The organism is Priestia sp. YIM B13489 (assembly GCF_042787645.1).
GTDB classification, from domain to species: Bacteria; Bacillota; Bacilli; order Bacillales; family Bacillaceae_H; genus Priestia; species Priestia megaterium.
Window position 1 is genome coordinate 4,277,684 of the sequence record NZ_JBHZOQ010000053.1, and the last position, 15,751, is coordinate 4,293,434.

Sequence of the window (15,751 nt, forward strand, 5' to 3'; positions counted from 1 at the left end):
CAATTGAAATGAAGTTAAAAATGCATTAATATATTTTTATGAAGTTATAACTTCTTTCATAGGAGGCTATATGAATCCATCATTTCAAGAATTAATTAAACATAAATTCCCTGACCTTTCCCGCGGTCAAAAAAAAGTGGCGGAGTTTCTCGTTAATTTTACGGAAAAAGGCTCGCTGTACACGGCCGGGCAAATTGGTAAAGAAGCAGGTGTCAGTGAAACAACCGTTATTCGTCTAGCTTACGCACTTGGGTTAAATGGTTTTTCTGATTTGCAGGAGCTAATGCGAAAAGAATGGCTTTCTTCTGCCGAATCAAAAGAAGCAGCTAGCAAGCCTGCAGCGGAAGAAAAGAAACCTTTTAGTGAATGGCTTTCCCCTATTGACGAAAAAGAATTATCTCAAGCTGTAGATGCGCTTATCAAAAGTGATCAAGTGTATATTGCAGGTTTCCGCGAATCTCATACGGCAGCCTACTGGCTGTATTATAAAATGAATCAGCTTCGCAATCATGTTCTTTTATCTTTTCCAACAGGATTTTTGCTTGAAACGCTATGCAATCTTACTAGTGAATCTGCTGTTGTTGTATTTTCACTGCCGCGGTATACAAAAGAAGCGCTTGAAGTAGCCCAGCAGGCTAAAAAACAAGGAGCGAAAGTAATTGCCATTACAGACCGCCGTCTGTCTCCGGTAGGTCAAATCGCTGATATCACGCTTTTAGCCGGAACAACCGAACATATTTTATCGCTTCTTGCCCTATCTCAAATTGTCATTAGCAGCATGCAAAAAAGAGATGAAAAAACGGCTGGAAAACGACAAGAACACTTGGAAAAACTCTATGCCGAGCAAGGCATCTTTTTAGAATAGATAATAGAAAGGAAGTAAACAAATGACTGAAGCCTTAACGATTCGTTCACTTACAACAACCACTGAACTAGAAGACGTACGTGCATTAGAAAGCCGCGTCTGGGGAGAAGAAGAAGCAACGCCCGTTCATCAAACCTTAACCGCTGTTAAAAACGGAGGTCTTGTTCTTGGTGCATTTCTAGATGAAAAGCTGATTGGCTTTCAATATAGTTTTCCCGGGTTTGACGGAACGTGTGTCTATTTATGTTCTCATATATTAGCAGTTGACCCTGCCTATCGCAGCATGGGTATCGGTGCCAAGCTTAAGCATGCGCAGAGACAAGAAAGTAAAAAAAAGGGTTATTCATATATCAGCTGGACGTATGATCCTCTAGAAAGCGCCAACGGGTATTTAAATATTGGAAAGCTTGGAGCCGTTTGTTCTACCTATATTGAAAACTGCTACGGAGACATGAACGATCCGTTAAATGCTGACTTGCCTTCTGATCGATTCGTTGTGGAATGGGCATCCGCAGAAGATACAAAACGAGCCCAGCCTCTTTATACGCCAGATCAAATAATGGACGCATCGCTCATTCAATGGACGTTAACGGATCAAGGGTTTCCTTCTGTTACAGATATTGATGAAAGATGGTTGAATCATGACATCGTGTCTGTAGCTATTCCATCTGCGTTTCAGCAAATGAAAGAAGTCTCTCCTTCTCTAGCATTAGACTGGCGTATGCGTACAAGACGCGTATTTCAAACGTGTTTTGCAAAAGGATTCCAAGTAACAGACTTCATGAAGTATCCAGAAAGCAGCGCACCCGTTCATTTTTATATTTTAACGAAAAAAGAGGTACAAAAATGAAGATAAAAGACGTCATTTTACGGCATTTAAAAATGGATTTACTTCATCCGTTTACCACAAGCCTTGGAAAAGAAGTGGATCGAGATTTTATTTTAGTAGAAATTCAAGACGAAGACGGACGATCCGGCTGGGCTGAATCCGTAGCGTGCGCGGATCCTTTTTATAAAGAAGAAACGCTCAAAACAAACTGGCACATTATGGAGGATTTTTTAATTCCCTTGCTTCAACAGAAAGAAATTAAGCACCCTGACGAAGTATCTGAACGCTTTGCTCATATTCGAGGCAATTACATGGCAAAAGCGGCGTTAGAAGGCGCAGTTTGGGATTTGTATGCGCGCAGGCAAAACCTCTCTCTATCTAAAGCGCTAGGAGGCAGTAAAAGTCAAATTGAAGTTGGTCTTAGCGTTGGCATTCAGCCTACGATTGACGAAACGCTTCGCAAAATTGAAGCAGGCTTGAATGAAGGATATAAGCGGATCAAAATTAAAATTAAGCCAAGCTGGGATCTTAACTTGACGCGCGCGGTTCGAAACGAGTTTCCTTCTATTCCGCTGATGGTTGATGCGAATTCTGCTTATACGCTTACAGATGCTGATCACCTTGCTCAGCTTGATGAGTTTGATTTAATGATGATTGAACAGCCGTTGGCTCATGATGATTTAATTGATCACGCTGAACTGCAGGTCCGCATGCGCACGCCCATTTGCTTAGATGAAAGCATTCATTCAGCTGAAGACGTTCGAAAAGCTATTAAACTTGGAAGCACACAAATTATTAACATTAAAATTGGACGAGTAGGCGGACTAACAGAAGCAAAAAAAATTCATGACCTTTGTCAAACTTACGGTGTGCCCGTATGGTGCGGCGGCATGCTGGAATCAGGTATTGGACGAGCACATAATATTGCCATTACCACACTTGCCAATTTTACGCTTCCCGGAGATACGGCCGCATCCTCTAAATACTGGCCGCGTGATATCGTTCATCCGGAAATCACGGTCGACAACGGTATTATTTCCGTGCCTGATACACCAGGCATCGGCTACGAACCTGATCACGATCAGATAAAAGCGCTAACTTTACACGAAAAAGTCTATACTTGCTAATCTTAAACAAGCTGGTACAAAAGTATGTTATTTGAAGGAAAATCCGAACGATGAATGGTTCGGATTTTTTTATTGATATGGTGAGCGTAGGTTTCATGTATATAGCGGCTTCTATCTGTACAAGACGAAGACTCCTGCGGGACAAGCAGAAAGCAAAGGCTGGCATGGAAATCAACAGCACTTTAAAAAGCAATGCCTATTAGCTCCTTTATCCAATTGATTTTTCTTTAGATTGGATAGATTTAGTTATGTCCCAGCCTCTTTTTCATAGGCGTCTCTCCCGATATGACACGTGCCTTGGCAAGATAAACAAACATATTAGCAAAAATGGTCTTATGCACAATCCTTCTAGTAATAAATGAATATAAATAGAGTGTAAGGGACATGCAAGGGTATATTCATTACAAATTTTAGAAGAAAGGAGCATACTGATGAATATTGAAATTGGAATTGCCATTTTCGTGTTTACAATGACAATGCTCGTCATTTTTTGGAGGCCAAACGGCATCAATGAAGCATGGCCGGCATCCATAGGAGCAGCCATTATCCTGCTTACAGGGATTGTATCCAAATCAGACATTGTTGATATTTTCGGAAAGATAAGCGGCGCTTCTATCACCATTATTGCCACCATTGTCATGGCCGTCATATTAGAAAGTTTCGGATTCTTCCACTGGGCAGCTGCACGGCTAGTGAGTTTATCCAAAGGCTCAGGGTACCGATTATATTGGTACATTCAACTGCTTTGCTTTTTAATGACTTTACTATTTAATAATGACGGCAGTATTTTAATTACCACTCCAATTTTAATTCTACTTTTGAAAAACCTTCAGCTAAAACCCCACCAGCAGATCCCCTACCTTTTAAGTGGAGCGCTTATTGCTACCGCTTCCAGCGCGCCTATAGGTGTAAGTAATATTGTCAATTTGATTGCCTTAAAAATTGTTCATATGTCGCTTTATATGCACACGGCGATGATGTTTGTACCGGCGACACTTGGTTTATTATTTATGTCTTGGCTCATGTATACGGTCGTAAAACGCCATTTGCCAAAAAAACTGCCGCATGCTTCAAAAGATATAGAAGAGAGTTTCTTTACGAAACAGTTTCACCCCTTAAAAGGAAGCATTTCTGTTGAAACAAAACGTAAACGCACACAATTTATGCTGAAAGTTTTATTATTTGTGTTTGTTATGCGCTGTCTCCTATTTGTCGCCTCTTATTTCGGCATACCAATCGAATTGGTTGCTGTACTAGGCTCACTGATCTTACTTATTTGGAGATGGTATCACTTACGTACAAACCCGATTGATATTTTAAAGAAAACGCCGTGGCACATTTTCGTTTTTGCATTTTCAATGTACGTTATTATTTACGGATTGCATAACGTAGGATTGACAGATCTACTTGTAAAAATTTGCGAACCAATTGTGAATCGAGGGCTTTTTGAAGCAAGCTTTATCATGGGAGGACTTGTTTCCATTCTCTCTAACTTGTTTAACAATCACCCTGCTTTAATGGTCGGAACCATTACCTTGACTGAAATGGGGCTCGATCCTATTACTCTTAAAACTATTTACCTTGCTAATATTATTGGAAGTGATATGGGCTCGCTTTTATTGCCGATTGGAACACTGGCTTCTCTTATTTGGATGCATATTTTAAAAGAAAATCATATCAAGGTAAAATGGAAAGATTATTTAAAAGTATCACTTATCGTTATCCCGCTTACCACCATCGTTACGCTTTTCCTCCTATTCTACTGGGTTCAGCTCATTTTTTCTTAATACTGATTTACAGGACGGATTGTACTCTTTTGAAGCTTACAGTCCGTCAGAAATAAACAAATGTCTCTCATAAGAACTCACTACGTTTTTTTATTGTTTTTTTATAGATACACATTCACCCAATAAAAACATTTTTTTACATTCACTAATTATTTAGAACAATTTAAAAAGAAAATCAATAAATATATTGAATCGAATTTCGTTCATGTGATAAGATATGGTTATATTGTTACTTTAACAATACATAGAGCGAATGAATTAGAAAATATGCAGTTGCATAGAACTTTCTAAACCCCACACGCAACATTTAGAGAGTGACATTCATTTTCTCAGTAACACCCATACCTTTCTGAAAAGAGTGAGTACATTAGACTTGCTCTTTTTGTCTGTTCAGTGATAAGGTTCATTTCTTATGTAGGGCCTTCGTTTACAATAAGACAACAAAAAAACAGGTAACTAAGCATGCCGCTTCTTACCTGTTTTTATATGCTAAAATGATAAAATCAAATTCTATCGCGCGAATGCCCTTTACGAAATTGATTTTAATTCTTCAATTAATTGAAAAAATTTTTCTTTGTTTCTTTCTTCTAATGTTTGATCGACTTCACGTAAAATTTGATCTCTTCTAAAATCTCGGATAGCCTTATTTAATACCATTTTAGCAAATATAGAATCGAGGATATCCATACGGATGGGCTGCGAGTCTGTCGGGTGCTTTTCGATATAAATCAACTCCTATCCTTTCCTCTATTATAACAAATTCTAGCAATGTATCAAAATTTCATGGGGATATGCGCTGTTGTGAAATAGCTTCGTATTCTGTTTCTAGCTCTTGAAGCGTAAGCTCATATAGCTGCTTGTTTCCTTTTTTATAAACCCCTGCATCCAGCAATAAATCAATCATTGATGTTTTTTTACATTGTATGTGAGAGTAAGCTTGTTTTGTCATCGTTACACCGCCTATTTTACACTTAAAAATGAAATGATTTCTCTAGCTTTCACGACCTTTCTTTATCATACGGCCCGTCCTTTAGCTTACTGTGAAGAAAATGTTAAATTTATGTAATAATGCATAAAAAGAGGCCGGGACATAACTAAATAAATCCAACCTAAAGACGAACAAATGAGATACATGAGCTGAACCACTTTTCCCGCAAAAGTCTTCTCCTTGCCCTTCAATCAACTGCTAGAAGGGACAAAACAGATGAAGCTGTAGTCACCATAACAAAAAAAACGAACCACTCATCAAACTAGTTGATCAATGGTTCGTTTTTCACTTGGGCTAAAATACTTTTCTCCCAGCCTGTTAGTTCTTCTATTAAAAATCAAAGTTGTCCGGATCTGGACCTACTCGGTGATTTTGGTTTAATTCATTAATTTTACTTACGTCTTCAGCATCCAATTCAAAATCAAATAACGATGAATTTTCAACAATACGATGTTCTTTTGTCGATTTTGGAATCGTTACAACTCCGTTTTGCAGATCCCATCGCAGAATAATTTGAGCAACTGATTTACCGTGTTTTTCAGCAATTCCTTTTAACACATCGTTATCTAGCAATTCTCCTTGCATAAGCGGAGACCATGCTTCTAGCTGAATATCATGCTTTTGACAAAAAGCATGCAGCTCTTTTTGCGTCAAACGAGGATGATACTCCACTTGGTTAATAACAGGCTTAACGTCTGTATCTTTCATTAAGTCTTCTAAATGATGAATTTGAAAATTACTTACGCCCACAGCTCTTACTTTTTCTTCTTTATAAAGCGTTTCTAATGCTTTCCACGCTGCTTTATACTTACCTTCTACCGGCCAGTGAATTAAGTATAGATCTAAATATTCTAAGCCAAGCTTTTGTAAGCTTGTTTCGTAAGCAGCCAGCGTCTCTTCATAGCCTAAATCTGCGTTCCAAACTTTTGATGTAACAAAAATATCTTCGCGTGAAAGACCTGCTTCTTTCAGACCTTGGCGAATTCCTTCTCCTACACCTTCTTCATTTCCATAAATAGCTGCCGTATCAATGCTGCGATAGCCTTTGAAGATAGCTGTTTTCACCGCGTTTACTAATTCAGGCCCTTCTTCTACTTTAAAGACACCTAGTCCAAGCCAAGGCATTTTGACTCCGTTGTGAAGTGTTACTGTATCTTGCAAATGATTACTCATTATAAAAAACCCCCTGCTAATTTCTTTACATTTGTTATTATGAAACAGAAAAAAAGAAAAAGATAGAACCCACTTTAAAGTAAGTTAGGCACTTCAAAGTTCTAAGGTAACTTTTTAGTAACCTTCTATTTTACTTAAAAACCGCTAAAAGAGATTGAGACATCACGAAATAAATCCAATCTAACGATGAACAACTCGGATAAATAATCTGGACTGCTTTTTCCACCGCGGTTGATTTCCGTGCAAGGCTTCGCTTTCCGCGGGCGGGCGCTGAGCCTCCTCGTCGCTTGCGCTCCTGCGGGGTCTCACCCCTTCTGCTTTTCCCGCAGGAGTCTTCGCCTTGCCCTCCAATCAACCGCTAGAAGCACTTACCTACATGATGCCTACGTTCACGATAATCATAAAAAAACACGAACTATCCATCAGTTTGCGATAGATAGTTCGTGTTTAACTTTAACTAAAATACTTTTGTCCCAGCCTCTTTCTATTTAACACTTACGTTCGTGGCTGAACTTGTATTTCCAGCCGCATCTTTTGCCGTCACAGCCAGCTTTACGCCTGCTTTTTGTTTTGGAATAGTGACTTTAAACTGCCCTTTGCTATCTGCTTTACCCGATGCGATCAGCTTTGTACCGCTTTTAATCGTAATCACGGCATTTGCTTCCGTTTTTCCGGAGATAGAGGTGGAGAAAGACGTAATTGCATCAACCGCCGGAGGTGCCGGCGGCGTTGTGTCTTGTACTTTTACAATTTTGTACGGGCTGTATCCTACTTTATTTTGCAGCACGGCCGTCACTTCTGTTCCTGCTTTTTGAGCAGGAATTTTCACGCTGAACTTGCCGTTTCCATCAATTTTTCCGCTCGCTATAATTTTTCCGCCTACTTTAATATAAATAGACGCATTTTTTTCTCCTGTTCCCGTTACCGCTGTACTTTTTTCAGTAAGCGTATTAACGGTTGGAAGCGCTGGTTTTGTCTGCGCGGCACTGACTGTTACAAACGTGTTGGAGCTGTAGTTATTGGCTGCATCTTTTGCAATAACAGCTAATTTTGTAGAAGCAGGCTGCTTTGGAATGGTGATGCTGAACGTTCCATCCGATTTTGCATTTCCTTTGCCAATTACTTTTTTGTCAATTTTCACATGCACTTCTGCGCCCGCTTCTGTGCTTCCCGTTACGACTGTATCTTGATTGCTTACAGCGTTTACTTTTGGTGTAACGGGTGCTGTTTTATCCTGCACGGTTACGGTTACAGCTGGACTTACCCCCGCTGTGTTTCCAGCCGTTACAGACAGTTTGCTTCCTGCTTTTTGTTTTGCAATCGAGATGCTGTATGTTCCTTTAGCATCCGCTTTACCAGCTGCAAGCTGAAGACTTCCGTTTTTAATGATAACCGTCGCATTTGCTTCTGCTGTACCCGTAACGGCTGTACTTCGATCACTCACTTCATTAACTGTCGGTTTTACCGGAGCTTTTTGCTTTGCTGTAATGATTACAGTCGATGCAGAGCTGTTATTTCCTGCTGCATCTTTTGCTTGTACGCTTAGCTTTGTATTCGCTTTTTGCAGAGAAATGGCAACAGAAAACGCTCCGGTTGCACTTGCTTTAGCCGTTCCCACAGTTGTTGTTCCCACTTTTACAGTAACCGTCGCATTTGCTTCTGCTGTACCTGTAACTTTTGTATCTTGATCACTTACTGCGTTTACTTTTGGCGCAGCTGGTGCCGTTTTATCCTGTACGGTTACCGCAGTGGCTGAACTTGTTCCACCTGCATTTTGAGCCGTTACAGACAGCGTGCTTCCTGCTTTTTGTTTCGCAATTGAGATGCTGTATGTTCCTTTAGCATCCGCTTTACCAGCTGCAAGCTGAAGACTTCCGTTTTTAACGATGACCGTCGCATTTGCTTCAGCCGTTCCTTTAAGCATTGTGTCTTGATCACTTACTGCATTTACTTTTGGTGCAAGCGGTGCTTTTAACGTAGATTTAACCGCAAAAGAAGGCGCTTGACTTTCGTTCCCTGCTTTATCTTTTGCACTTACCGCTATTGTTGTTCCACCTATTTGTACTGGAATTGAAACAGTAAATGTACCGTTACCATCCGCTACTGCAGAGAACGTTGCATCGCCTGCTTTTACCGTCACGGCGGCGTTTGCTTCTGTTACGCCTGTTACGGTCGTATCTTGGTCACTTACTTCATTTACAATTGGAACAGAAGGCGGCGTTTGATCCGTTACGGTCACTACTGTGGCCGTGCTTTCATTTTCAGCTGCATCTTTAGACGTTACCGATACTTTTGTACCTGCTGGCTGCTTGGCAATCGTAATTGCAAATTTTCCAGCTTCGTCAGCAAGACCCGTTCCAATTACTTCATTTTCCACTTTTGCAATAACAGAAGCATTTGGTTCTGTCACGCCCGTAAGCGATGTTTCGCTGTCTCCTAGTGCATTAACTGAAGGTGCATCAGGCGCAACCGTATCTTTCGGTGGTTCTTGCTCCTGCTCTTTTCGCGGATATTTAGTTGTATAAAAACTTAAAAGAGTAGTTGTTGGATAATAAAAATCTAAAATTTCACGATAGTCTTTTCCTACGCTTGCCATTTTTTGAGCACCGTATTGACTCATTCCAACACCGTGTCCATTTCCTTTGCCATTAAAAGTTGTTGATATGCTTGTTTCATTTGTTTCCGTTACAAGCAGACTAAGCATCGCACGGCTGTTTAACATCGATTTTAGCTTCGTCGATGTTAAATCCGTTAATTCCAAATGATGAACCACTAGTTTTTGCGAACTGTCTACATCTCCTTTAACGAGGTAGTCCACTGTAATCGCACCTTTAGTCACACGGCCTCCTGATGAAGGAGCATAAAAACTCACCTTTGGAATAGACGTAATTTTAATCGTTTTACCAGGATGCTTATTGGCTACTAACCATGACTTCAAATTATCCGTAACGGTTTTATCTTTTTCAGAAACCGTATTCCACCAAGCGCTATAGTTAGCTAAATCTTTTCCTGTTAAATCAATTTGCGTTTTTTGAATAGCTAACGTCCACGGCGTCTGCTTATCGTATGGATCTTCTTTCACCGGGAAATAAGAAAGCTGAGTTCCTCCCCAAGCATTGCTGTTTGATTCGGTTCTCCCACCGTTGCTTGATGAGAAAACGGCGTTGATTAATTTATTGTTGTATGTGACTACTTGTCCAAATGTCTCATCTACTGCTTTGTTTGTGCTGTCGTACCACGTATAGCCACCGTATACTTGATAGCTTACCGTGTCATTGATTACTTTTCCTGCATAGCTCATTGCGTATGTTCTCGCTGCTACTGCCTGAGTTTTTAAGGCTTGCAGATTCCAAGATGTATAGACTTCATTTGGCACAACGCCTTTTAAATAGTCTTCAATCGGAAGCGTATTAACAGGTCTGACGTACGTTCCTTTTTCATTTGTAAACGCAACGTCCCCTAAGTACTGTCTGCCGTTAATAGATATGGGATTTTTATAAAGAGACGGTGTAATTTCAAAGCTTGTAAAATCACCTAATACAGTGCTTCCTTGTTTTAGAGTGACACCTTGAGTTGTTGCTGTTACCGTATACTCTGTATTTGCCTTTAAGACCAAATCCGAGTTTTTAATAGTGTATAAATAAGACGGCTTAATTGTAATTGCATGATGATCTCCTAAATAGTTTACTAATTTTACAGACACAACTGGTTCTACCGTTTCAGCTTTCACGCTAGCAAGCGGCGTGAATTGAAACAGCAGTACGCTTAGTACTAAAGCAAATGCCGTTAACTTTCTCATCTTGTTCCCCCATTTTCATGTACTGTCTAACGCATTTTAATATCACTCGTTATATCGACACAGTTTTATAAAAATTAAAGCATTTTACCTAGTTTTCTTTTCTGCTCGTCCATTTTTTTGTCGAAAAAACGCTTCTTTATATCATATGAACGACAAAAAAAACGTGTGACATAAATCAATTGATTTAGTCACACGCTTTTATAGGTCTTTTCACCTTTTATTTTTTCATTTCTTCATATGCCGCTACACCATCTGCAATATGATTCATCAGCTTTGTAAGGTAAGCCTGATCAGACAGGTTCCGGTCTTCTTCTGGATTCGTCATATATCCCAGTTCAACTAGCGTTACAGGTACAGTCGACCAGTTAAATCCTGAAAGATCACTGCGATAGCGAATGCCGTCTGCTTCGACAAACTGATCTTTTTTCACCTCTGTCAGAATAGCTTGAGATGCCTGCAGACTGCTTTGATAAATAGACTTTGTATAGGAATTATCTTCTGCAGGAGTAAGCACAGAAAATCCTTTTACAGAAGCATTTTCAGAACCATCTGCATGTATACGTACGTGCAGATCAGCTTTTGAATTATTCGCAAGCTCCGCTCGTTCCCGGTTGCTGATATCTACATTATCAGAACTCCGAGTAAGCTTTACGGTTATTCCTTTTTCTTCGAGCAGCTGTTTTAATATCATAGAAGCTTCCAACGTCAGCTTGTATTCGGGCTTCTTGGTCACTACGCCTGATGTGCCTCCGGAAACTTTTATTTTTGTTTCTGCTGATCCCGGTCCGATTGGCTCTTTCTCCAGGTTAGCCTGAGATTGATGACCAGGGTCAATGTAGACTAAAAAAGAAGGAGGATCCGCTTTTTCAGGCATGTTGTTTTTTACATTTTTCACTTCATTACCTGCTTCATGAGGCTGTACTGCTTGGAACTGTGAGATGGGCTGCTTCACTCTTTCTCCCTGCGCATGAGCATTTGGTACATTTCCGCTAACGACGGCTTTCTCTGTTTGACCTTTCATCATAAAGAAAAATGAGAGTACTGCTACTATTGCAACAATACCTATTCCATAACTCCATACTAAGCGCTTCATCTTCGCTCACCAAACTTTCGAATAGAGTGGGATATTCCTTATGTTAAAGTACAGAATGTGTTAACGTTATTATCTCATAGAATATGGATTTTTTTTGTATAAAACGTTAAAAATAATATTGGCAATATGTTATGTATATGCAAACAAAAAACAACACTACATAATGTAGTGTTGTTTTCCAAAAAAATGACGGATGGTTAAATCCGTTTTGCACCAATATAACGTGCTTTCCAGTAGCTGTTGCTAAGAGATGTAATCGTCACGCCTTTAGACGTAGAAGCTTGAAGAAACTGATTATTTCCTAAGTACACGCCTACATGTGAAGGACCTTTTTTATACGTTTGAAAGAAAACTAAATCTCCTTTTTGAAGCTTTGCTTTTGAAACGCTTGTCCCTACTCGATACATTTGTTCCGTTGTGCGCGGAAGTGTTTTTCCAGCCTTTTTGAAAATGTATTGAATAAATCCCGAGCAGTCAAAACCTTTTGTTGTTGTGCCTCCCCATTTATAAGGAACACCCATTAATTTTTTACCAGTAGCAATAGCCGTGTCCTTGTATGAATATGACGCTGCTTCTACTGTTTGAGCAGGTGCAATAAACGGACTGGCTCCGCTAAATAAGACTGCCGCTGCCGTTATAGACCCAATGATGGCTTTTTTCATTTTTCTCCTCCATTATGTAACCGAACGTTACGTTTCTATAGAACTTATTTTTCAATATGTTCGGTTTAATTATAATGAAAAAAGCCTCAAAAACTATTACGCTATGATTAAATAATGTTACAAAATGGTTACTAAGGTATTTTTATCTTTAGATATGTATAAAAGAGATTGAAACATACCTAAGTCAATCGAATCTACAGACGAATAAACGAGCTAGTATGAATCGCTTGTTACGCGGCAGTTGATTTCCGTGCAAGACTTCGCTTTCCGCGGGCGGCCGGTGAGCCTCCTCGTCACTTACGCTCCTGCGGGGTCTCACCTGTTCCGCTTTTCCCGCAGGAGTCTTCGTCTTGCCCTCCAATCACAAGCTAGAAGCAACTATAGAAATGAAACCTTCGTTCACTCTGCCAATAAAAAATCCGAACGAGTTGGATTCTCCATCAAGAATCTCCATTCATCGTTCGGATTTCCCTTCAATTAAAACACTTTTGTCCAGCCTCTTTTTCTTTTACTTTTCTTTTTGCTGTTTCAAAATTAAGTCCTGTTTCGCTTTAGCATCGTGATGCTGCGCTAATTCACGTGAAAATTCTTCATTTGCTTGATCCGGAGCAATTTTTAACTCTTTTGGTGTTTGAGGCAGTGACCCTTTGTTGTTATGTGATGATTTGTGATTATTTGCTCTTCCCATGTTGAGACCTCCTTGTATCAATCATTTGTTTTTCATCTTTAGTTACTATTCCCAATTTCCCAAAGCAAATTCAACCGAAAAAAGATTGAGACATAACTAAATAAATCCCATCTAAAGCCGGATAAATGAGCTGGTATGGATCACTTGTTGCACGGCCGTTAATTTCCATACAAGATTTCGCTTTCTGGGGGAGCCTTCGCCTTGTTCTCCAATCAACAACTAGAAGCAACTGCACAGATAAAATCTATATCAATATAAAAAAGATCCGAACGAATAATCGTTCGGATCTTTCTTCAACTACAATGCTTTTGTCCCAGACTGTTTGTTGTTACGATACTTTTTTTGTTACTTCGTTAATGTAAGCTTTCTTGTGTTCGTCGTTAAATTGTCCTTCCCACTTCGAAATGACAATCGCACCAAGTGAGTTTCCAATTACGTTTACCGCTGTACGTCCCATATCTAACAAACGATCGATTCCAGCGATAAATGCAAGCCCTTCTACCGGAAGTCCTACAGATCCAAGCGTTGCAAGCAGTACAACAAACGATACGCCCGGAACTCCTGCAATTCCTTTAGATGTAACCATTAAAATTAATATCAGTGAAATTTGCTGTGTGATGCTCATATCAATACCGTACATTTGCGCGATAAAAATCGCAGCAAGCGCTTGATAAAGAGTAGATCCGTCTAAGTTAAACGAATATCCCGTCGGAATAACAAAAGATGTAATTGCTTTAGGACATCCGAACTTTTCCATTTTCGCAATAATACGCGGCAATACTGTTTCTGAACTTGCAGTTGAAAATGCTAACAGCAATTCATCTTTTAGCACTTTTAATAAGTGGAAGATGTTAACGCCAGCCCATTTAGCTACAAGTCCTAGCACAACTAACACAAAGAAAATCATTGTGCCGTAAGCAACAATTACAAGCTTACTAAGCGGAATCAGAGACGCTAGTCCAAATTTTGATACGGTTACACCGATTAATGCAAATACGCCAAACGGTGCAAACTTCATAACCAAATTCGTTACCCAAAACATCGCTTCTGCCGTGCCTTCAAAGAATCTTAAAACCGGCTTGCCTTTTTCACCGATTGATGCAATTCCAAGTCCAAATAGGACCGAGAAGAAAATAATTGGCAGCATGTCGCCTGCAGCAATTGACTCAAATACATTCGTTGGAACGATGTGAACAAATGTTTCTACAAATCCTTTTTGCTCTGTAGCTTCTGCCGTTGATGTGTAGCTGCTGATATCTGATTTTTCAAGACCGCTGCGGTCCACACCAGTACCAGGGTGAAGCAAGTTAGCTGCTAATAAGCCTACAACAATCGCAACCGTTGTAATGATTTCAAAGTAAAGAATTGTTTTTCCGCCTAATTTACCAAGCTTCTTAATATCACCAACACCCGCAACGCCCACAATGATACTAGATATAACAATCGGCACCACGATCATTTTAATTAAATGAATGAATACGTCTCCAATTGGCTGCAGCACTTCAACTGCTTTAGGATTTCCGTAAAAAATAGCCCCTACAATAATACCTGCAATCAAACCAATTAGAATTTGTCCTGCTAATCCAAGCTTTTTGAACATATCTTTGCACCTTCCTTCTTTTTTCTAACAGCTCAAAGCTGTTTATTTGCACTTAATGTATTCAACAGATACAATTCAATTAAGAACTGTTTATTAAGTAGTTCTTTTATTCATAAGATTACATTATCATAGGCATCACAAAATCTAACAAAAACCTACTGAAACTAACAAAAAGTTTTTAGAAAATTACAAAATGAAAACGCTGTAGTTTTTTTACTACAGCGTTTGTTTGACTTCATAATAGAGCATTTGAATAAATTTTTTTACGTTTATACGACTCGGAGTGCTGCTTTTTCCCGTGCCTTTTTCTATATCTCTCATGCGCTGATGCACCATTGAAAAATCGAAAAACTTAGAAGCATAATTTTCAAATTTAGGATTAAAGAAGTCAACCATACCAAGAGAGGTCAAATGATTTAAAGACTGATAAATAGCTCTTCTTACTCGCTGCTCGGCTGCTTTCATTTCTTTTTGCAGCACGTCTTCTGAAAAAGATGAACCAAGCTTTCTCACGGTAATTTTCTCAAAAATTTCTTTGAGAGAAGGAAAATGCTGTTCATACATCGTGCTTTTTTCCGTTTGATGCAAGTAATTGATGATTTCAATCAAATCTTTACTTCCGCTTTCTCCTAAAATCCCAAGTTCTCTTAAAAGAAACCTGCACGCTTCTGCCGGATCGCTTTCTTTTTTACCAAAAGAAGGCGTTTTTTGCTGATTTCCTACATTAAGTACGGTATTTAACGATTCTTGAATTTTCTCCATTGATTGTTGAACATGAATTCGTTCAATTACTTTTTGAATGACCATGAGTACTTCCATACGATTAAGCGGCTTCGTTATATAGTATTCAATGCCAAGCGAGTAGGCTTTTCCAATCAAATCTTTCGTTTCTACCTGTGACATCATAATAATTTTCCCTTTAAAACTATCCTTTATTTTGCGCACGGTTTCGATTCCATCTTGAACCGGCATTAATAAATCAATAAATAAAATATCGATCTGCTGCAATAAAGAAACTTGATCGTTTAACACGATCCCGTCTTCTCCTTCTCCTATAACCTCCCCTAGATCGTTATCTTCAATAATTTCTGCTAACATTGAACGAAAGACTTCGTCATCATCTATGATATAAAATCGCAT

At 39.3% G+C, this 15,751-nt stretch carries 14 protein-coding genes; 4 read left to right on the forward strand and 10 right to left on the reverse strand.

Features of this window, described 5'->3' with window-relative positions; all coding sequences use genetic code 11:
* Nucleotides 1-70 precede the first annotated feature (70 nt).
* The 4 genes from ACFX4W_RS27905 (at nucleotide 71) to ACFX4W_RS27920 (ending at nucleotide 4,608) form a co-directional block, all read left to right on the forward strand.
* Entirely contained in the window at nucleotides 71-865 is a 795-nt protein-coding gene (locus ACFX4W_RS27905; RefSeq protein ID WP_237074591.1) for a MurR/RpiR family transcriptional regulator, read from the forward strand.
* 22 nt (nucleotides 866-887) lie between these two features.
* Complete coding sequence (locus ACFX4W_RS27910) at nucleotides 888-1,715, forward strand: GNAT family N-acetyltransferase (protein ID WP_280559151.1); 828 nt, start codon at nucleotides 888-890, stop codon at nucleotides 1,713-1,715.
* Entirely contained in the window at nucleotides 1,712-2,821 is a 1,110-nt protein-coding gene (gene menC, locus ACFX4W_RS27915) for an o-succinylbenzoate synthase (protein WP_280559150.1), read from the forward strand. The genes ACFX4W_RS27910 and menC overlap by 4 nt, the downstream gene beginning before the upstream one ends.
* Nucleotides 2,822-3,252: 431 nt before the next feature.
* Nucleotides 3,253-4,608 (forward strand): arsenic transporter, encoded by a 1,356-nt coding sequence (locus ACFX4W_RS27920; RefSeq protein WP_025749607.1) that lies wholly within the window; start codon nucleotides 3,253-3,255, stop codon nucleotides 4,606-4,608.
* Between the two features lie 528 nt (nucleotides 4,609-5,136).
* Here the strand turns inward: ACFX4W_RS27920 and ACFX4W_RS27925 are convergent.
* The 10 genes from ACFX4W_RS27925 to ACFX4W_RS27970 form a co-directional block, all read right to left on the reverse strand.
* The gene (locus ACFX4W_RS27925) at nucleotides 5,137-5,340 is read right to left on the reverse strand and encodes an IDEAL domain-containing protein (protein ID WP_016766443.1); all 204 of its coding nucleotides are present in this window, start codon (nucleotides 5,338-5,340) and stop codon (nucleotides 5,137-5,139) included.
* A gap of 49 nt (nucleotides 5,341-5,389) precedes the next feature.
* Entirely contained in the window at nucleotides 5,390-5,557 is a 168-nt protein-coding gene (locus ACFX4W_RS27930) for a Fur-regulated basic protein FbpA (protein ID WP_075421395.1), read from the reverse strand.
* 369 nt (nucleotides 5,558-5,926) lie between these two features.
* The gene (locus ACFX4W_RS27935; protein WP_280559149.1) at nucleotides 5,927-6,769 is read right to left on the reverse strand and encodes an aldo/keto reductase; all 843 of its coding nucleotides are present in this window, start codon (nucleotides 6,767-6,769) and stop codon (nucleotides 5,927-5,929) included.
* 130 nt (nucleotides 6,770-6,899) lie between these two features.
* A complete protein-coding gene (locus tag ACFX4W_RS27940) occupies nucleotides 6,900-7,124 on the reverse strand; it encodes a hypothetical protein (protein WP_237074588.1) in 225 nt (74 codons plus the stop codon).
* A gap of 129 nt (nucleotides 7,125-7,253) precedes the next feature.
* On the reverse strand, nucleotides 7,254-10,568 hold the full coding sequence (locus ACFX4W_RS27945; RefSeq protein WP_377560412.1) for an Ig-like domain-containing protein: 3,315 nt from the start codon (nucleotides 10,566-10,568) through the stop codon (nucleotides 7,254-7,256).
* A 217-nt stretch (nucleotides 10,569-10,785) separates the two neighbouring features.
* The gene (locus tag ACFX4W_RS27950) at nucleotides 10,786-11,661 is read right to left on the reverse strand and encodes an N-acetylmuramoyl-L-alanine amidase family protein (RefSeq protein WP_280559147.1); all 876 of its coding nucleotides are present in this window, start codon (nucleotides 11,659-11,661) and stop codon (nucleotides 10,786-10,788) included.
* Nucleotides 11,662-11,858: 197 nt separating this feature from the next.
* The gene (locus ACFX4W_RS27955) at nucleotides 11,859-12,323 is read right to left on the reverse strand and encodes a C40 family peptidase (RefSeq protein WP_016766438.1); all 465 of its coding nucleotides are present in this window, start codon (nucleotides 12,321-12,323) and stop codon (nucleotides 11,859-11,861) included.
* A 508-nt stretch (nucleotides 12,324-12,831) separates the two neighbouring features.
* Entirely contained in the window at nucleotides 12,832-13,011 is a 180-nt protein-coding gene (locus tag ACFX4W_RS27960) for a YfhD family protein (RefSeq protein WP_013055768.1), read from the reverse strand.
* Between the two features lie 328 nt (nucleotides 13,012-13,339).
* Complete coding sequence (locus ACFX4W_RS27965) at nucleotides 13,340-14,611, reverse strand: cation:dicarboxylate symporter family transporter (RefSeq protein ID WP_074894094.1); 1,272 nt, start codon at nucleotides 14,609-14,611, stop codon at nucleotides 13,340-13,342.
* A 216-nt stretch (nucleotides 14,612-14,827) separates the two neighbouring features.
* Complete coding sequence (locus ACFX4W_RS27970; RefSeq protein WP_043979980.1) at nucleotides 14,828-15,751, reverse strand: response regulator; 924 nt, start codon at nucleotides 15,749-15,751, stop codon at nucleotides 14,828-14,830.

What these genes read in the sequence shown, in the direction of transcription:
- ACFX4W_RS27955 (WP_016766438.1), bottom strand. Translation starts at nt 12,323, where the DNA reads ATGAAAAAAGCCATCATTGGGTCTATAACGGCAGCGGCAGTCTTATTT.
- ACFX4W_RS27945 (WP_377560412.1), bottom strand. Translation starts at nt 10,568, where the DNA reads ATGAGAAAGTTAACGGCATTTGCTTTAGTACTAAGCGTACTGCTGTTT.
- ACFX4W_RS27960 (WP_013055768.1), bottom strand. Translation starts at nt 13,011, where the DNA reads ATGGGAAGAGCAAATAATCACAAATCATCACATAACAACAAAGGGTCA.
- ACFX4W_RS27935 (WP_280559149.1), bottom strand. Translation starts at nt 6,769, where the DNA reads ATGAGTAATCATTTGCAAGATACAGTAACACTTCACAACGGAGTCAAA.
- ACFX4W_RS27910 (WP_280559151.1), top strand. Translation starts at nt 888, where the DNA reads ATGACTGAAGCCTTAACGATTCGTTCACTTACAACAACCACTGAACTA.
- ACFX4W_RS27970 (WP_043979980.1), bottom strand. Translation starts at nt 15,751, where the DNA reads ATGCGATTTTATATCATAGATGATGACGAAGTCTTTCGTTCAATGTTA.
- ACFX4W_RS27905 (WP_237074591.1), top strand. Translation starts at nt 71, where the DNA reads ATGAATCCATCATTTCAAGAATTAATTAAACATAAATTCCCTGACCTT.
- ACFX4W_RS27920 (WP_025749607.1), top strand. Translation starts at nt 3,253, where the DNA reads ATGAATATTGAAATTGGAATTGCCATTTTCGTGTTTACAATGACAATG.
- menC (WP_280559150.1), top strand. Translation starts at nt 1,712, where the DNA reads ATGAAGATAAAAGACGTCATTTTACGGCATTTAAAAATGGATTTACTT.
- ACFX4W_RS27930 (WP_075421395.1), bottom strand. Translation starts at nt 5,557, where the DNA reads ATGACAAAACAAGCTTACTCTCACATACAATGTAAAAAAACATCAATG.
- ACFX4W_RS27965 (WP_074894094.1), bottom strand. Translation starts at nt 14,611, where the DNA reads ATGTTCAAAAAGCTTGGATTAGCAGGACAAATTCTAATTGGTTTGATT.
- ACFX4W_RS27950 (WP_280559147.1), bottom strand. Translation starts at nt 11,661, where the DNA reads ATGAAGCGCTTAGTATGGAGTTATGGAATAGGTATTGTTGCAATAGTA.